This is a genomic window from Paracoccus sp. S3-43 (assembly GCF_029027965.1).
In the GTDB taxonomy this organism is placed as follows: Bacteria; Pseudomonadota; Alphaproteobacteria; order Rhodobacterales; family Rhodobacteraceae; genus Paracoccus.
In genome coordinates, this window is the sequence record NZ_CP119082.1 from 2188586 (window position 1) to 2206412 (window position 17827).

The 17827-nt window shown below is 68.0% G+C and carries 16 protein-coding genes; 5 read left to right on the top strand and 11 right to left on the bottom strand.

The window, feature by feature from the left end:
• Positions 1-5 precede the first annotated feature (5 nt).
• The 5 genes from PXD02_RS11420 to PXD02_RS11440 all read right to left on the bottom strand — a co-directional run bounded on the left by PXD02_RS11420 (position 6) and on the right by PXD02_RS11440 (position 4686).
• On the bottom strand, positions 6-380 hold the full coding sequence (locus tag PXD02_RS11420; protein ID WP_275103993.1) for a DUF6232 family protein: 375 nt from the start codon (positions 378-380) through the stop codon (positions 6-8).
• A 4-nt stretch (positions 381-384) separates the two neighbouring features.
• Positions 385-1263, bottom strand: coding sequence for a F0F1 ATP synthase subunit gamma (locus PXD02_RS11425; RefSeq protein WP_275103994.1), 879 nt, complete (start codon positions 1261-1263; stop codon positions 385-387).
• A gap of 12 nt (positions 1264-1275) precedes the next feature.
• A complete protein-coding gene (gene atpA / locus PXD02_RS11430; protein ID WP_275103995.1) occupies positions 1276-2811 on the bottom strand; it encodes a F0F1 ATP synthase subunit alpha in 1536 nt (511 codons plus the stop codon).
• Complete coding sequence (locus PXD02_RS11435) at positions 2811-3407, bottom strand: F0F1 ATP synthase subunit delta (RefSeq protein WP_275103996.1); 597 nt, start codon at positions 3405-3407, stop codon at positions 2811-2813. Before PXD02_RS11435 ends, atpA begins: the two co-directional genes overlap by 1 nt.
• Before the next feature lie 406 nt (positions 3408-3813).
• A complete protein-coding gene (locus PXD02_RS11440) occupies positions 3814-4686 on the bottom strand; it encodes a class I SAM-dependent methyltransferase (protein WP_275103997.1) in 873 nt (290 codons plus the stop codon).
• A gap of 58 nt (positions 4687-4744) precedes the next feature.
• Between PXD02_RS11440 and gloB the strand changes: the two genes are divergently transcribed.
• Positions 4745-5491, top strand: coding sequence for a hydroxyacylglutathione hydrolase (gene gloB / locus PXD02_RS11445; RefSeq protein WP_275103998.1), 747 nt, complete (start codon positions 4745-4747; stop codon positions 5489-5491).
• A gap of 219 nt (positions 5492-5710) precedes the next feature.
• Positions 5711-8032, top strand: coding sequence for an ATP-dependent Clp protease ATP-binding subunit ClpA (gene clpA / locus PXD02_RS11450; RefSeq protein ID WP_275103999.1), 2322 nt, complete (start codon positions 5711-5713; stop codon positions 8030-8032).
• 156 nt (positions 8033-8188) lie between these two features.
• Here clpA and PXD02_RS11455 read toward each other — a convergent pair whose 3' ends face one another.
• Genes PXD02_RS11455 through PXD02_RS11470 form a run of 4 tightly spaced genes read right to left on the bottom strand, consistent with a single transcriptional unit; the run spans position 8189 to position 13976 of the window.
• Positions 8189-8824 (bottom strand): aminotransferase class IV family protein, encoded by a 636-nt coding sequence (locus tag PXD02_RS11455; RefSeq protein WP_275104000.1) that lies wholly within the window; start codon positions 8822-8824, stop codon positions 8189-8191.
• Entirely contained in the window at positions 8785-9912 is a 1128-nt protein-coding gene (locus PXD02_RS11460) for an aminodeoxychorismate synthase component I (protein WP_275104001.1), read from the bottom strand. Before PXD02_RS11460 ends, PXD02_RS11455 begins: the two co-directional genes overlap by 40 nt.
• Positions 9909-13367 carry a transcription-repair coupling factor gene (gene mfd, locus PXD02_RS11465; protein WP_275104002.1) on the bottom strand — a complete coding sequence of 1153 codons (3459 nt, stop codon included), beginning with the start codon at positions 13365-13367 and terminating at the stop codon, positions 9909-9911. The genes PXD02_RS11460 and mfd overlap by 4 nt, the downstream gene beginning before the upstream one ends.
• Positions 13368-13403: 36 nt before the next feature.
• Positions 13404-13976, bottom strand: a complete 573-nt coding sequence (locus PXD02_RS11470; protein WP_275104003.1) for a hypothetical protein — start codon at positions 13974-13976, stop codon at positions 13404-13406.
• Positions 13977-14065: 89 nt separating this feature from the next.
• On the opposite strand from PXD02_RS11470, the gene hemB reads away from it, so the two are divergent.
• Positions 14066-15070, top strand: a complete 1005-nt coding sequence (hemB, locus tag PXD02_RS11475; RefSeq protein WP_275104004.1) for a porphobilinogen synthase — start codon at positions 14066-14068, stop codon at positions 15068-15070.
• Between the two features lie 115 nt (positions 15071-15185).
• Positions 15186-15821: a lipid-binding SYLF domain-containing protein gene (locus PXD02_RS11480; protein WP_275104005.1), complete on the top strand. Its 636-nt coding sequence runs from the start codon at positions 15186-15188 to the stop codon at positions 15819-15821.
• Here the strand turns inward: PXD02_RS11480 and PXD02_RS11485 are convergent.
• Both PXD02_RS11485 and PXD02_RS11490 read right to left on the bottom strand, forming a co-directional pair.
• Complete coding sequence (locus PXD02_RS11485; RefSeq protein ID WP_275104006.1) at positions 15818-16465, bottom strand: GntR family transcriptional regulator; 648 nt, start codon at positions 16463-16465, stop codon at positions 15818-15820. The two genes, PXD02_RS11480 and PXD02_RS11485, sit on opposite strands and share 4 nt — an antisense overlap.
• A gap of 31 nt (positions 16466-16496) precedes the next feature.
• Positions 16497-17195 carry a M48 family metallopeptidase gene (locus tag PXD02_RS11490; RefSeq protein ID WP_275104007.1) on the bottom strand — a complete coding sequence of 233 codons (699 nt, stop codon included), beginning with the start codon at positions 17193-17195 and terminating at the stop codon, positions 16497-16499.
• A gap of 111 nt (positions 17196-17306) precedes the next feature.
• On the opposite strand from PXD02_RS11490, the gene PXD02_RS11495 reads away from it, so the two are divergent.
• Positions 17307-17621, top strand: coding sequence for a TIGR02300 family protein (locus tag PXD02_RS11495; RefSeq protein WP_275104008.1), 315 nt, complete (start codon positions 17307-17309; stop codon positions 17619-17621).
• Positions 17622-17827 lie beyond the last annotated feature (206 nt).

The window sequence follows — 17827 nt, forward strand, 5'->3', positions numbered from 1 at the left end:
CCTCTTTATCCACGCTCCGAGATCGCCATCTCGAGAGCAGATCTGATTTCCTGAGCCGGTGCCGCATCCCGCGTCTCGGCAAATACCTTATGTTCGCCCGAGGCAGTCGTCACGACGACGTTGTATTTTCTGAATCGCCCCGCCAACCAGAAGCACAGCACGGCCGCAGCAGCCAGCGCGACGAAGAGAATGCCCCCTCCGCCGCCCGCCAGCGAACCGAACGCCGCCACACCAGCGGCCAAACCGGGCATCCACCACATCGCATAACTGGTGCTGAGGTGGATCGACGTGATCGTCGCGATCTGAATGGTCTCGCCGTTCCCACGTCCAAGCGTCTTGTCGATGGACACACCGTGTTGCTTGTAGGGCAGCGAAACCATTCCGTTACAGAGCCTCCGCGCCCGAGATGATTTCGATGAGTTCCTTGGTGATCGCGGCCTGACGCGAGCGGTTGTACTCGGTCGTCAGACGGTCGATCATGTCGCCCGCGTTGCGCGTGGCGTTGTCCATGGCCGTCATCCGCGCGCCCTGTTCGGACGCCGCATTTTCCAGAAGCGCCGCGAAGACCTGCGTCGCGACCGAACGCGGCAGCAGGTCGGCCAGGATCGCCTCCTCGCCCGGTTCATAGTCATAGAGGCTGGACGCGCCCCCGGTCGTCTCGCCCTCGGACAGTTCGGCCGGGATGATCTGGCGCGCGGTCGGAACCTGGCTGATCACCGATTCGAAGCGGTTGTAGAACAGCGTCGCCACGTCGAAATCGCCCGCCTCGAAGCGGTCCAGCACGTCGTCGGCGATGGCGCGGGCGTTGTCGTAACCCACGCGCTTGACCTCGGACATGTCGACATGGCTGACGAACAGGCTGCCGTATTCGCGCTTCAGCTGCTCGCGGCCCTTCTTGCCGACGGTCAGGATCGCGACCTCTTTCCCCTGCCCCCGCAGCCGGTCGGCGTGCTGGCGGGCCAGCTTGACGATGGCGCTGTTGAAGCCCCCCGCCAGGCCGCGTTCCGAGGTCATCACGACCAGCAGATGCTTGCGGTCGGCACCCGTCCCGGCCAGCAGGCGCGGCGCGGAGGCGGAACCGGCCGCATTCGCGGTCAGCCCGGCCATCACCGCCGCCATCCGGTCGGCATAGGGACGCGCGGCTTCCGCCGCTTCCTGCGCGCGGCGCAGCTTCGCGGCGGCGACCATCTGCATCGCCTTGGTGATCTTCCGCGTGTTCTTGACGCTTCCGATCCGGTTCTTGAGATCCTTGAGACTGGGCATCTATTCCCCCTCTCAGGCGCGGGTCTTGTTATACGCGTCCAAAGCCGCCTTGATCGCGTCTTCCAGCTCGCCCGAGACCTTGCGGTCGTTGCGGGTCATGTCGTCCAGCAGGTCGGCCTTCTGGTTGCGCAGGAACTGGATCAGCCCTTCTTCCCAGGCGACGACATCCTTGACCGGGATGTTGTCGATATAGCCCTTGGTCCCGGCATAGATGACGATCACGATCTCGGCGTTGGTCAGCGGGCGATACTGCGGCTGCTTCATCAGCTCGGTCAGGCGCGAGCCGCGGTTCAGCAGGCGCTGCGTCGCGGCATCGAGGTCGGACCCGAACTGCGCGAAGGCCGCCATCTCGCGATACTGGGCCAGTTCCAGCTTGACCGGACCGGCGACGGATTTCATCGCCTTGGTCTGGGCGGCGGAACCGACGCGGCTGACCGACAGGCCGGTGTTCACGGCCGGACGGATGCCCTGGAAGAACAGTTCGGTTTCGAGGAAGATCTGGCCGTCGGTGATCGAGATCACGTTGGTCGGGATATAGGCCGACACGTCGCCCGCCTGCGTCTCGATGATCGGCAGCGCGGTCAGCGAACCGGCGCCGTGGTTCTCGTTCAGCTTGGCCGAACGCTCCAGCAGGCGGGAATGCAGATAGAACACGTCGCCCGGATAGGCTTCGCGGCCGGGCGGACGGCGCAGCAGCAGCGACATCTGGCGATAGGCCACGGCCTGCTTGGACAGATCGTCATAGATGATCAGCGCGTCCATGCCGTTGTCGCGGAAATACTCGCCGATCGCTGTGCCCGAATAGGGCGCCAGGAACTGCATCGGCGCGGGGTCCGAGGCGGTCGCGGCGACCACGGTCGTATAGGCCATGGCGCCGGTCTCTTCCAGCTTCTTCACAAGCTGGGCGACGGTCGAACGCTTCTGCCCCACCGCGACATAGACGCAATGCAGCGTCTTCATGCCGTCGCTTTCGCGGCCGTTATAGTTCAACTGGTTCAGGATGGTGTCCAGCGCGATGGCGGTCTTGCCGGTCTGGCGGTCGCCGATGATCAGTTCCCGCTGGCCGCGGCCGACCGGGATCATCGCGTCCACGGCCTTGAGCCCGGTCGCCATCGGTTCATGCACCGATTTGCGCGGCATGATGCCCGGCGCCTTGACGTCGGCGATCCGGCGCTCGGTCGCCTCGATCGGGCCCTTACCGTCGATGGGGTTGCCCAGGCCATCCACGACGCGGCCCAAGAGCGCCTTGCCGACCGGCACGTCCACGATCGACCGGGTGCGCTTGACGGTGTCGCCTTCCTTGATCGAGCGGTCGTCGCCGAAGATCACGATGCCCACGTTGTCGGTTTCAAGGTTCAGCACCATCCCGCGGATGCCGCCGGGGAATTCGACCATCTCGCCGGCCTGCACCTTGTCCAGGCCATAGACGCGGGCGATGCCGTCGCCGACGGACAACACCTGCCCGACCTCGGCCACCTCGGCCTCCTGGCCGAAATTCCTGATCTGATCCTTGAGGATGGCCGAGATCTCGGCTGCCTGGATTCCCATTATCCGACCTCTTTCATAGCATTCTGGAGGGAAGCGAGCTTCGAGCGGATCGAGCTGTCGATCATCTGCGAACCAAGCTTGACAATCATGCCGCCGATGAGGGCCTCATCGACGCGGGTGTTCAGTTTGACCTTCTTGCCGGACTTCCGCGCCAGGGTGTCGCGCAGACGGGTCTGCTGGTCGTCGGTCAGCGCGACGGCGCTTGTCACCTCGGCGGTGACCTCGCCGCGTTCCGCCGCGATCAGCGCCTGCAATTGGCGCACCAGTTGCGGCAGCACGAACAGGCGGCGGTTGTGCGCCATCAGTTGCAGCGTGTTGGCCAGCACCGGCGAAAAGCCCATCTTCTGCGCCAGCGCGCCGATGGCGCGGGCCTGATCGTCGCGGGTATAGATCGGAGAGTTGATCAGGTCGCGCAGATCGGCGCTGTCCGACAGCGCCGCGCCCAGATCCTCGGTCTGCCGGGCCAGGGCGTCCAGGCCCCCGTTTTTCTTGACGGTCCCGTCTTTCTTGACGATCCCGTCTTCCTTGACGATCTCGAAGACGGCCTGCGCATAGCGCCCGGCGATGCTCTGGGACATGGAAACAGAGTTGGCCACGGTCATCCTTTACGGTTTGCGCAAGCCCCACTGGCGGGCCGGCGGCTGCCGGTCTGTCGCGGGGTGCGGGTCGCAGTCGCACGGCTTCTGGAGGGCCGTTCGGAAATCTGCGGCGTCTCTAGCAGGTGAAAACGGCTCGGGCAACCGGCTAGAACGCGGAAATATGAAGGATTGCCACCTTCGGATCGCCAGGTGCCGGAACGGGTCGGGGAAAGCCCCCGGCGGGCGGGCGCGGCGGCCCTTGCACCTGCCGCGCGCGGGCATGGGAACAACCCGGCATGGGGCGGTCACCCTGGGGGGCTGTCACCTCATGCCGGGCGTCACTGACAACATCTACAAGACGGGCAGTCACCCTTGCCATGTCGGAATGGCAGGGCAGGACGACTGGTTAACAGCAGGCCACGAGTTACAGCATTCCTATAGGACATAATGCTGCGCTGCGGCAGTTCACCTTATGGACAGGTCTTGCGCGATTCGCGGGCGTTTCGGGTCGTTTTTTCTGCATATGCTGCAAATTCCCGGCCGTCGGGGCGCGCGCGGGACGCGGCCCCACCACCCCGTCCAGGATCTCCAGCGGGCTGGGAACATGGACGCGCGGCTCGGGGCCGATCGGGGCGCGCACCTGCTTGGACAGCTCGATCAGCACCACGCCGGCAATCAGGACGCGGCTGATGCGCGTGCCCGCCCGTTCCCACATCTGCGCGCTGCCCAGCCAGAACCGCCGGTCCGAGGGCGGGATATAGACCGCCGATCCGTGCCATTCCGGCAAGAAACCCGCCTGCCGGGCCTGGGTCTCGATCTGGCCGGTGGTATAGCTGCGGCCCAGGCCGAAGGGGGTGCGATCAGAGGCCGCCCACAGCCCGGCGCGGTTCGGCACCATCGCTATCATCCGCCCGCCCGGCCCCAGCACCCGCCATGCCTCGGCCAGCAGGGCCGAGGGATCGTCGCTGGTCTCCAGCCCGTGCAGCATCACCAGCCGGTCGACGCTGCCGGTTTCCAGCGGCCAGGCGACCTCGTCGCACAGGACGCTGCGGTTGGGCATCCCGGCGGGCCAGGCCATCACCCCCTGCGGGCCGGGCATCAGCGCCGTGATCCGCCGCGCCACCGCCAGATAGGGCCGCAGCATCGGCGCGGCAAAGCCGAAGCCCGCCACCGTCATCCCCGTGCATCCCGCCGGCTGCCAGCGCGACACCAGCCGGTCGCGCAGGATGCGCTGCACCACGCGGCCCAGCGACCGTTGGTAATAGAACTGGCGAAGGTCGGCGATATCGTGGTGCATTGCGCCCCGGCCCGGCTTTTGACAGGCTCGACCTCATCACACGCAAGGGGATTTGCCAATGCCGCTGGAACTGGTCACGCTGCGCTGCCTGAAGGACAACTATGCCTATCTGCTGCATGGTGACGAGGGCACGGTCCTGATCGACGCCCCCGAGGCCGCGCCGGTCCTGCGCGCCCTGGCCGAACGCGGCTGGACGCTGTCGGCGATCCTGCTGACCCATCACCATTCCGACCATGTCGACGGCGTGGCCGAACTCGTGCGGGAAACCGGCGCCATGGTGATCGGCGCCGCCGCCGACGCCCACCGCCTGCCGCCGCTGGACCTGCGCATCGCGCCGGGCGAACCGCTGGAGGTTCTGGGCGAACCGGTCCGGATCATCGACGTCTCGGGCCACACCATCGGCCATGTCGCCTTTCATTTCCCCCGCTCGGGCTTCGCCTTCACGGCCGACAGCCTGATGGCGCTCGGCTGCGGGCGCCTGTTCGAGGGCAGCCCCGCGATGATGTGGGACAGCCTGTCGCGCCTGAACGCCCTGCCCGCCGACACGCTGATCTGTTCGGGCCACGACTATTGCGCGGGCAACGGCGCCTTCGCGCTGTCGGTCGACCCCGACAACCAGGCGCTGCGCGACCGGCTGGATGCGGTGCGGCGCGGCGACCGGCCCTGCGCCCCGGCGACGCTGGCCCTGGAACGCGAGACCAACCCGTTCCTGCGCCCGGCGGCGCTGCGTGCGTCGCTGGGCATGGCCGAGTCGCCGGATGTCGAGGTCTTCGCGAAACTGCGCCGCATGAAGGACCAGTTCTGATGCCGGATTCTGATGCCGGAGATCCTCCGCGCTCGCCCGCGCTTGAAATTCCGGCGGTCACGCATCACATCTGCCTCAGCCGTGGGAAATTCGTGGCATCGTCATGAGAAAGCTCTTGATGCCGGGCGAAATCCACCAAATCTTAAAGCCATCGTGACAGTCTGGACAGGTGGGCACCATGTCGCGTCCATACCGCCAGCCGACTGACAGGAGACGACCGTGCCAAGTTTCTCGACCCCCCTGGAACAGGCCATTCACCAGGCGCTTGCGCTGGCGAACGAACACCGACACGAGCTTGCCACGCTCGAACACCTGCTGCTGGCCCTGACCGAAGAACCCGATGCGGTCAAGGTCATGCGCGCCTGCAATGTCGACCTGGACGAGCTGCGCAAGCTGCTTGTCGATTTCATCGAGGACGACCTGTCCACCCTGGTCACCGACGTGGAAGGGTCCGAGGCCGTGCCGACCGCCGCCTTCCAGCGGGTGATCCAGCGCGCCGCGATCCATGTCCAAAGCTCGGGCCGGCAAGAGGTGACGGGCGCGAACGTCCTGGTCGCGATCTTCGCCGAACGCGAATCGAACGCCGCCTTCTTCCTTCAGGAAATGGACATGACCCGTTACGACGCGGTCAACTTCATCGCGCATGGCGTGGCGAAGAACCCGTCCTTCAACGAAAACCGCAAGGTGGTCGGATCCGACGAACCCGAACAGAAGCAGGCCGAATCCGCGCCCGAGGCCAAGGACGAAACCGCGCTTGGCAAATACTGCGTGGACCTGAACGCCAAGTCGAAAAAGGGCGACATCGACCCCCTGATCGGCCGCGAGGCCGAGGTTGAACGGGCCATCCAGGTTCTGTGCCGCCGCCGCAAGAACAACCCGCTGCTGGTGGGCGATCCGGGCGTGGGCAAGACCGCCATCGCCGAGGGCCTGGCCCTGAAGATCACGCGCGGCGAAACCCCCGAGGTGCTGGCGGGCGCCACGATCTTTTCGCTCGACATGGGCGCGCTTCTGGCGGGCACCCGCTATCGCGGCGATTTCGAGGAACGGCTGAAAGCGGTCGTCAAGGAACTGGAAAACCACCCCGACGCGATCCTGTTCATCGACGAGATCCATACCGTCATCGGCGCGGGGGCGACCTCGGGCGGGGCGATGGATGCCTCGAACCTGCTCAAGCCCGCGCTGTCGGGCGGCAAGCTGCGCTGCATGGGCTCGACCACCTACAAGGAGTTCCGCCAGCATTTCGAAAAGGACCGCGCCCTGTCGCGCCGGTTCCAGAAGATCGACGTGAACGAGCCTTCGGTCCCCGACACGGTCAAGATCCTGATGGGCCTGAAACCCAGCTTCGAAAAGTACCATGACCTGCGCTACACGAACGAGGCGATCAAGTCGGCGGTGGAACTGGCCAGCCGCTATATCAACGACCGCAAGCTGCCCGACAGCGCCATCGACGTGATCGACGAGGCCGGGGCCGCGCAGCATCTGGTCAGCGAAAGCAAGCGCCGCAAGATGATCACCCCCAAGGAGATCGAGGCCGTGGTGGCCAAGATCGCCCGCATCCCTCCGAAAAACGTCAGCAAGGACGATGCCGAGGTGCTGCGCGACCTGGAAAGCGCGCTCAAACGCGTGGTCTTCGGCCAGGACGCGGCGATCACGGCGCTGTCCTCGGCGATCAAGCTGGCGCGGGCGGGCCTGCGCGAACCCGAAAAGCCGATCGGCAACTATCTGTTCGCCGGCCCGACCGGGGTGGGCAAGACCGAGGTCGCCAAGCAGCTTGCCAGCACGCTGGGCGTCGAACTGCTGCGCTTCGACATGTCGGAATATATGGAGAAGCACGCGGTTTCCCGCCTGATCGGCGCGCCTCCGGGCTATGTCGGCTTCGACCAGGGCGGGATGCTGACCGACGGCGTGGACCAGCATCCGCATTGCGTGCTGCTGCTGGACGAGATCGAGAAGGCGCACCCGGATGTCTACAACATCCTGTTGCAGGTGATGGATCACGGCAAGCTCACCGACCACAACGGCCGCCAGGTGGATTTCCGCAACGTGATCCTGATCATGACCTCGAACGCGGGGGCCTCGGACATGCAGCGGGCCGCGATCGGCTTCGGCCGCGACAAGCGCGAGGGCGAGGATACGGCCGCGATCGAGCGGACCTTCACGCCCGAATTCCGCAACCGTCTGGACGCGATCATCAGCTTTGCGCCCCTTTCGCGCGATGTGGTCGTCCATGTGGTCGAAAAATTCGTGCTGCAACTGGAAGCCCAACTGATGGACCGCAACGTCCATATCGAACTGACCCCGGAAGCCGCCGACTGGCTGGCCGAAAAGGGCTATGACGACAAGATGGGCGCCCGTCCCCTGGGCCGCGTGATCCAGGAGAACATCAAGAAGCCCTTGGCCGAGGAACTGCTGTTCGGCCGGCTGACCAAGGGCGGCGTGGTCCGCGTGAAGATCGAGGATGACAAGCCTGTCTTCGACATCACCGGCCCCGACGCCCCCCGCATCGGCAAATCGAAGACGCCGCTGCTGACCGCGGAATAACCCCCGCGCTCACGCAAGCCCGAGCAAGGCCCCGCCGCGCGACCCTGCGGCGGGGCTTTTTGCCGCCGCCCGCGTCGTCAACGGCCCGCCGGGGTGGCGCCGCCGAAAGCAGCGATGCCGGTCCCCTCGATGGGGGCCGGCATCGCTTCTTGCGGATCAGGATAGCCGCGCCGGGATCAGCCCGCGCAGCGCATTGCCCATCAGGATGCGGCCCTCCGCCAAGTCGCCCGGCAGCAGCACCGCTTCCTGCGCCCGCCCCGAGGCCAGCAGCGAGGCTCGCAGCACCCCCGGCAGCAGCCCGCAAGCCAGCGCGGGCGTCAGCAGCCGTCCATCGCGGTCCAGAAACAGGTTGGTGATCGTCCCCTCGCAGATCTCGCCGCGTTCGTTCAGCAGCAGCGCCTCGTCCACCCCCTCCGGCAGGGCCGCGCGGGCCGCGTCATAGGCAGGCCGGCGCGAGGTCTTGATCCGCAGCCAGGGATCGCTGCTGGACAGCCGGATCCCGGCGATCCGCAGCCGCCACCGGGGCGGATTCGCGGCCAGCGGCTGTTGCGTCAGCGCCACCGCGCCCGCCGCGTCCACCGTCAGCCGCGCCCGCAGCACCTGCCCGCGCGGCAGCCCGGCCAGCACCGCCGCGACCCGCCCCTCGTCCAGCGGAAAACCCACCGCCGCGCAGTCCCGCCGCAGCCGGTCCAGATGCAGCGGCCACAGGGCGATGCGCCCGTCAGCCTCGGCCCGCATCGTCTCGAAAACGGTCAGGCCCGCGGGGAGAGGTCCAGAAATGCGGCCTTGCACAATGCCTCCTGCCATTCCGATCCGGCGCGGCTGTCATGGATGATGCCGCCGCCGACATTCAGCCGCAGGCGGTCCGGGGCCTCCAGCACCGGCGTGCGGATCGCCACCGAAAAGCGCATCGGCCCGGCCGGGTCGATCCAGCCGATGGCCCCGCAATAGACGCCGCGCGGCGCCCGTTCCAGTTCCGCGATGATCTGCATCGCCCGGATCTTGGGCGCCCCGGTGATCGAGCCGCAGGGAAACAGCGCGCCCAGGATCGCCGCCAGCCCGACCCCCGGCGCCAGTTGCCCGGTCACGGTGGAGATCATCTGATGCAGCGTCGCATAGGTCTCGACATGGAACAGTTGCGGCACCCGGACGCTGCCGGGCAGGCAGATGCGCGACAGGTCGTTGCGCAGCAGATCGACGATCATCAGGTTCTCGGCCCGGTCCTTTTCGGATGCGGCGAGGGCGGCGGCGGCGGCCGCATCGCCGTCCGGGGTCGCGCCGCGCGGGGCGGTGCCCTTCATCGGCCGCGTCTCGATCCGGCCTTCGGCATCGACGGCGAAGAACAGTTCCGGGCTGCGCGACAGCACGACCGGCCCGCCCAGATCGACAAAGGCCCCCTCGCCCACCGGCTGGCGCGCCGAAAGCGCCGCATAGAGGGCCAGCGGATCGCCCGCGACCCGCGCCAGCATCGGGAAGGTCACATTCACCTGATAGCAATCGCCCGCCGCGATATAGTCCCGCGCCGCCGCGATGGCCGCGTCATAGCGCACCCGCGACCACAGCGGCTGCGCCGGGCCGATGGCAGCCGCCGGATCGGGCAAGGGCGGCGCGGGGCGCGGCGCGTCGAAGACGCCCATCAGGATCAGCGGGTGATCGCCGCGCCCCGCAGGCATCAGCGGCGCCAACCTGGGCGTCAGCGCGTGCCCCAGTTCATAGGAGAGATAGCCCGCCAGCCACATCCCGCGCGCCCGCGCGGCCTCGATCGCGGCCAGGGCCGGGGCGACGCCCGTGGCGGTCTCGGCGCGGATCACCGTCCGGGGCGCCGCGAACAGCGTGCCGCCCGGCAGGGGACCATGGTCGAACCGGACCCGTCCAGTCACCTGGCGGCCTTGGCCTTGGCGGCCAGATCGCGCGCGACGGCGAAGGCGCCCTTGATGCGGTCGGCGTCGCTGGTCCAGTCGCGCCGCACGAAGATCTTGTTGTCCGTCACCTTCGCCTCGCCGCGCTGATCGGTCAGAAACTCGACCAGCCCCGCCGGGTTCGGGAACTTGTCCAGGTGGAACTGCACCGTCGCGCCCTTTGGCCCCGCGTCCAGCCGGGCGATATTGGCGCGCTTGGCCATCGCCTTGATGCGGATCACCAGAAGCAGCGTGTTCACCTCGCGCGGCAGCGGGCCGAAGCGGTCGATCAGCTCGGCCGCGAAACCCTCCAGCTCGACCTTGGTGGTCAGGCCGGACAGGCGGCGGTAAAGGCCCAGCCGCACGTCCAGATCGAGGATGTAGCTTTCCGGGATCGTCACCGGCACGCCCAGGTTCAGCTGCGGCGCCCATTCGTCCTCGGGCGTGCCCTCGATCTCGCCGGATTTCAGCTTGGCGATGGTTTCCTCCAGCATCTGCTGGTAAAGTTCGAACCCGACTTCCTTGATATGGCCGGACTGTTCCTCGCCCAGCAGATTGCCCGCGCCGCGCAGGTCCAGATCCTGCGACGCCAGGTTGAAGCCCGCCCCCAGCCCGTCGATGGAGCCCAGGAATTTCAGCCGCCGCATCGCCTGCGGGGTCAGCGGCTGGCGCGACCTGGTGGTCAGATAGCAATAGGCGCGGGTCTTGGACCGGCCCACCCTGCCCCGGATCTGATACAGTTGCGCCAGCCCGAACATGTCGGCGCGCCAGACGATCATGGTGTTGGCGGTCGGAATATCCAGCCCCGATTCGACGATGGTCGTCGCCAGCAGCACGTCATGGCTGCCGTCGTAAAAGGCGTTCATCCGCCCGTCCAGATCGCCCGCGGCAAGCTGGCCATGGGCGACCAGATAGCTGATTTCGGGCATGTTCTCGCGCAGCCAATGCTCGACCTCGGGCAGGTCGGACAGGCGCGGGACGACGAAGAAGCTTTGGCCCCCGCGATACTTCTCGCGCAGCAGCGCCTCGCGGATGGTCACGCTGTCGAATTCCGACACATAGGTGCGGATCGACAGCCGGTCGACCGGCGGCGTGCCGATCACCGACAGGTCGCGCACGCCGGTCAGGGACAATTGCAGGGTGCGCGGGATCGGCGTGGCGGTCAGGGTCAGGACGTGGATGTCGCTGCGCAACTCCTTGAGCCGTTCCTTGTGGGCGACGCCGAAATGCTGTTCCTCGTCGATGATCAGCAGGCCCAGGTTCTTGAAGCGCACGCCCTTGGCCAGCACCGCATGGGTGCCCACGACGATATCGACGCCGCCATCGGCCAGCCCGGCGCGGGTCGCGGCGGCGTCCTTGGCGGAAACGAAGCGCGACAGGGGGCGCACGGCGACGGCGGTGCCGCGGAAGCGTTCGGCGAAGGTCTTGAAATGCTGGCGCGCCAGCAGCGTCGTCGGCGCCACCACCGCGACCTGCATCCCCTGGGACGCCGCGATGAAGGCCGCGCGCATCGCCACCTCGGTCTTGCCGAAGCCCACGTCGCCGACGATCAGCCGGTCCATCGGCCGGCCCGCCGCCAGATCCCCGGCCACGTCCTCGATGGCGGACAGTTGGTCCTCGGTCTCGGAATAGGGGAAGCGGGCGGCGAAGGACTGCCAGTCGTGATCCGCTGGCTCCAGCACCGGGGCGGCGCGCAGCAGGCGTTCGGCGGCCACCCGCATCAGCTTGTCGGCGATCAGCTTGATGCGCTCCTTGAGGCGCGCTTTCCGCGCCTGCCAGGCGCCGCCGCCCAGCTTGTCCAGCAAGCCTTCCTCGTGGCCGTAACGGGACAGCAGCTCGATATTCTCGACCGGCAGGAGCAGCCGGTCGCCGCCCGCATATTCCAGCGCCACGCAGTCATGCGGCACGCCCATGGCCTTGATCGTCTCAAGCCCCGTATAGCGGCCGATGCCGTGTTCGACATGGACGACCAGATCGCCCGGCGTCAGGCTGGTCGTGTCGCGCAGGAAGTTGTCGGCCCGGCGACGCTTCTTCGCGCCCCGGATCAGCCGGTCGCCCAGCACGTCCTGTTCGGAAATGACCGCCAGCCTGCCAAGCGCCTGCCCCTCGGCCACGAAACCCTCGTCCAGGGGCCAGACCGCCAGCCCGACCGTGCCCGGCCTGTCGGGCAGGTCGCGGATGTCGCCGATGGGCTTGGCGCCCGCCATGCCTTCGTCGGTCAGCAAGCCCGCCAGACGTTCCCGCGCCCCGTCCGAAAAGCTGGCGACGATCACCCGGTGATCCCTGGAAAGCGTCTTCACATGATCGGCCAGAGCCTTGAACAGGTTGATGCTTTCCGCCTGACGTTCCGGCGCGAAGTTGCGCCCCGCGCGACCGCCCGCATCCAGCACCCCCGGCCCCGGCGGCTGCGGCAGCACCGACAGGCGCAGCAGGCGATGCGCCGCCAGCCAGGCCGTCCACTCGTCGTCCGAGGGGAACATCGCCTCGGGGGGCACGGGCTTATAGACCGTGTCGCTGCGGCCCTTGGCGGCCATCGCCGCCTTCCGCGCCTCGAACTGTTCGCGGATCATGTCGCGGCGGGCGTCGGCCACCTGACCGATATGGTCGTCCAGCACCACCGAGGCGCCGGGAAGATAGTCGAACAGGCTCTCCATCCGGTCGTGGAACCAGGGCAGCCAATGCTCCATCCCCGCCGTCTTGCGGCCCGCGCTGACGCTTTCATACAGGGGATCGTTGGTGCCGCCGCCATATTCCGTGCGATAGCTCTGGCGAAAGCGGGTGATCGCGTCCTCATCCAGGATCACCTCGGACATGGGCGCAAGCTCGATCCGCGACAGCTTTTCGGTGGTGCGCTGCGTTTCCGCGTCGAATCGGCGGGCGCCGTCCAGAACGTCGCCGAACAGGTCCAGCCGCACCGGGCCGGATTCGCCGGGCGGATAAATGTCGATGATGCCGCCGCGCACCGCATAATCGCCGGGTTCGGTCACGGTCGGCGATTGCGCAAATCCCATGCGCACCAGAAAATCGCGCAACCCGGCCTCGTCGATGCGGTCGCCCACCCGGGCGGTGAAGCTGGCGTTCCGGACGACATCGCGCGCGGGCACCCGTTGCAGCACCGCGTTCAGCGTCGTCAGCAGCACGAACGGCCCCTTGACCGCCCCCTGCGCCAGCCCGGCCAGCGTCGCCATCCGCGCCGCCTGAATGTCGGGCGAGGGCGAGATGCGGTCATAGGGCGTCGTGTCCCAGGCCGGAAAATCCAGCACCGCCAGATCGGGCGCCAGGAAGGCCAGGGCCGCGCGCGTCGCGGCCATGCGGCGGTCGTCGCGGGCGATATGGATGACGGGGGCGCCGTTGTTTTCGGGGCGCGCGGCCTCGCGCGCGATCAGGGCGGCGTCATAGCCTTCGGGCGCGCCGGAAAGGATCAGGTGTTCGGCCATGGGCGTGAGGTAAAGCGCCGCGCGGCGGAGTCAAGGTCAGAACCCAAAGGGATGGATCACCGACCACAGCGCCCCCCACAGCGCGGTGACCGCCACGGCCGCCATGGACAGGACCGTGACCAGCCGCCGGTGGATCACCATCCGCCTGACCGCCTGGGAGGCCGCCTCGGGGATGGGCCGGGCGCCCTGCTCGGCGGCCTCCAGCAGCGGGACCAGGCGGCGCGCCAGCGCGATCCGCATCCAGAACAGCACCGCCAGCGGCAGCAGCAGCAGGAAGGACGCAAGCGCCAGTTCCAGGCCATAGCCGATGCCCATGATCGCCAGCGACGACAGCGCGAAGCCGGTCGCGGCCAGGAACGCCGCCCCTTCCCCCCTGCCCAGCCGCCAGCGGGGCAGCACCAGCGACAGCCAGTCCAGCAGGTGCAGGACCACCGGGGCGTCGCCCTTCCCCTCGGCCAGGGCGGCGCGGGCGCGGGACAGGATCTCGACCGGGACGCCGATCACGCCTCGGCCCGTCAGCGACCAGGTGCCGATCACCACCAGCCAGTACCAGACCGTGCCGAAGGACCGGCTGTCCAGAAAGCCGATCAGACTGTCGAATTGGGGCACGCGGGCTTCCTTGTCCTTGGTCGCGCGCGACCTTAGAACGGGCAAGGGCCAAGGAAAAGCCGTCCCGCCCCCGGAACAAGGAATCCGCCATGCCGACGCCGATCATCGCCCCTTTCCCCGCCGCCCGCCTGCGCCGGCTGCGCCGCACGCCCGCGATCCGCGCCATGGTGTCGGAATGCGACGTGACGCCCGCCAACCTGATCTGGCCGATCTTCGTGACCGAGGTCGCGGGGGCCGAGGGCGAGATCGGCTCCATGCCCGGCGTGGACCGCCTGACGCTGGACGGCGCGCGCCGGGCGGCGGAGCGGGCCGCATCGCTGGGCATCCCGGCAATCTGCATTTTTCCCCATTCCGACCAGGATCTTAAGACGGAAACCTGCGAGCGCGCCTGGGATCCCGACAATATCGGCAACCGGGCGATCCGCGCGGTCAAGGACGCCGTGCCGGACCTGGCGGTGATGACCGACATTGCGCTCGATCCCTATAACGCCAACGGCCATGACGGCATCGTCGTCGACGGAGAGATCCTGAACGACGAAACCGTCGAGGCCCTGGTGCGCATGGCCCTGGCCCAGGCGGAAAGCGGGGCCGACATCCTGGGGCCAAGCGACATGATGGACGGCCGCATCGGCGCGCTGCGCGGCGCGTTGGAACAGGCGGGCCACAAACATGTGGCGATCCTGTCCTATGCGGCGAAATTCGCCTCCAGCTTCTATGGCCCGTTCCGCGATGCGGTGGGCGCGTCCGGGCGGCTGGTGGGCGACAAGAAGACCTATCAGGTCAACCCCGCCAACCGGGGCGAGGCGATCCGCTGCGTCGCCCGCGACCTGGCCGAGGGCGCGGACATGGTGATGGTCAAGCCCGGAATGCCCTATCTGGACATCTGCCGCGCCGTGAAGGACCAGTTCGGCGCGCCGACCTTCGCCTATCAGGTCAGCGGCGAATACGCGATGCTGGAAGGCGCGATCCGCAACGGCTGGCTGTCGCGGGATGCGATGTTCGAAAGCCTTTTGTGCTTCCGCCGGGCGGGCTGCGACGGTATCCTGACCTATTTCGCGCCCCTGGTGGCCGAGGCGATCGCCGCCCGCGCCTGACCCGCAGGCGGTCTGCCGCGCGGAGTGGCGGAGGGCGGGTGACAGGTTCGGGGAAATCCCCTAAAGTCCGACGCAAAATGCCGGTCCATCCGGCGCGCCAATGTAGGGACAAGTGATGATCAGCCGCTTTCAGACCAGGATCGACCGCCGTGTGCTGCTGAAAGGCGCCGCAGGCACAGCCGCGCTGGCGCTTGCCGGGTGCAGCAATGCCGTGGGCACCAATGCCGGGGCGGAACTGGACGCGCGGGTCGATGCGACGCATCAGTATCTGGTCCAGAACTATCCTTCGGCGCAGGCCCTGGTGCAGAACGCCAAGGGCGTTCTCTACATGCCCCTGATGACCGAGGCCGCGCTTGGCCTCGGCGGCGCCTATGGCCAAGGTGCGCTGCGGATCGGCGGGGCGACGGTGGACTATTATTCCGCCACCCGCGCCACCGTGGGATTGCAGGCGGGCGCCCAGCAATACGCGCATGTGCTGATCTTCCAGACGGATGCCGCGCTGGCGTCCTTCCGCGCCTCGCCGGGCTGGCTGGCGGGGGCGAATGCCTTCTACGCCATCCCCCAGGGCGGCATGGCGCTTGGCGCCGACACGATCACCGCGCAACTGCCGGTCGTGGCGATGATCTTCGGCCAGGCCGGGCTGATGGCGGGGGCCTCGATCGAGGGCACGAAATACACCCGCATCATCCCCTCGGAAATCCCGACGCTGGGCTTCGGCGGCTTGGGCCTGCCGCAGATGGGCCGCCGCTAACCCGAGGTCAGGTGCCGCAGCCCGTGCGTGACATCGGCGCGCACGGCCAGCCGCAGGGCGGGTTCGTCCCCCGCCCGCAGCGCGGCCAGGATCATCCGGTGATGGCGCGGCGGCTCGTTCCGCTTCACCCGGCCATAGAGCGCCCGCATCGTCGGTCCCAGTTGCAGCCAGATGGTTTCCAGCATCGCCAGCATCGCCGGGGCCTGCGCGCGCAGATACAGCATCCGGTGGAATTCCAGGTTGCAGCGGATATAGCCCACCGCGTCGTGATTCTCGACCGCGTCGGCGATGCGCGCGTTCATCTGCGCCAGCCGGTCGATCAGCGCGAAATGCGCGCGCGGCAGGGCGCGGGCGGCCAGTTCCGGTTCGATCAGGGCGCGAAGGGCCGCCAGTTCCTCGATCCGGTCGTCCGACAGGGCAGGCGTGGACACGCGGCCCGAGGCGGACAGGGTCAGCGCCCCCTCGGCCACAAGGCGGCGCACGGCCTCGCGGGCGGGGGTCATGGACAGGTGGTATTCGCGGGCGATGCCGCGCAGGGTCAGCGGCTTGCCAGGCGGCAGTTCGCCCAGCATGATCCGGCTGCGCAGGTTGCGATACAGCTTCTCGTGGGCAGAGGGATCGGCGGGGCGGGCTGGGGCGTTCATGGCCCGGTTGTGATCACAAACCGTGCCCCCGTCAATCCCCCGCCGGATCGCGGAACTGCCAGGCCATCAGGTCCGGCCCGTGCCGCCGCAGCCAGTCGCGGTGGCGCGCATAATCCGGCATCAGCGCCGCCACCGCCGCCCAGAAGCGGGGCGAATGATCCATGTGGCGCAGATGCGCGACCTCGTGGGCGGCGACATAGTCCAGCACCACCGGCGGGGCCATCGCCAGCCGCCACGAGAACATCAGCCGCCCGTCCGAGGTGCAACTGCCCCAGCGGGACCGCGTATCGCGCAGGGCGATGGCCCGATAGCGGCGGCCAAGCGTCCCGGAATAACGGTCGCAGGCCGCGCGCAGGCGCGCCATCGCCAGGTGCTTCAGGAAGGCCTGCACCACCGGCCCCGCCGGGCGGCCCGCGGGCAGCAGCAGCGCGTCGCCCGCGACCGCGGCGGCGCGCACCGAGGCAGGGGTCAACAGCAACGGCGCCCCCGCCACCGGCATCGCCGCGCCATGCCGCACGATGCTGGGCGCGGGCCTCCGCTGGGCCGCCTGCAACAGCCAGGCCGCCTTCGATTCGGCGAATGCGGCGCCCTCGGACAGCGCGGCGCCGACGGGCAGCGTCAGCACCACCGGCCCGCCGTCGCGCGGCACCCGCAGCGTCATGCGCCGCGCCCGCGCCGAGCGCCGCCAGGTGATCCGCATCCCGTTGCCGATGGTGAACGCCTCGGCCATCCGCCCGCCCTTGCCCCGTCCGCCGGTTGCTGTCAAAAGCCTTTGACACCCCCGTATGCCTGTGGCAGGGGGACCACCGAAATTCCCTAAACGCGGCGGAAGGAGAATGCCATGCCCAAAGAGGAATGGGGCACGAAACGCCTGTGCCCGCACTGCGCGACGCGGTTTTACGATCTGCGCGCCAACCCGATGACCTGCCCCGCCTGCGGCGTCACGTTCACGCTGGAAAGCCTGACCGACTCGCGCGGCAAGACGCTGGTCACCGAAAAGACCGCCGCCCGTGAAGACGACGACCTGGTCGACGACGAAGAGGATCTGGGCGACGATGCAGGCGAGCTGGACGACGACCTGCTGGAGGAAGACGACGACGACGGCGACGTGTCGCTGGACGAAATCGCCGATGTCCCGGAAAGCGACGACGACTGATCCGAAAAAGGCCGGTCCCAGACCGGCCTTTGTTCCTTACTGGGGGTCAGCCCAGAGGCTAAGCGGGCCTTCCGGCGTAATCATCATCGCTGCCCGCGCGATTACCCTGTGATCATCATGCTTGTGGGCGCGGACAGCCCCGATCTTTCCGTAAGCCGGGCCAAGGCCCGCACCGACAGCCAGGCACCAGGCACAAAATCAGCTAG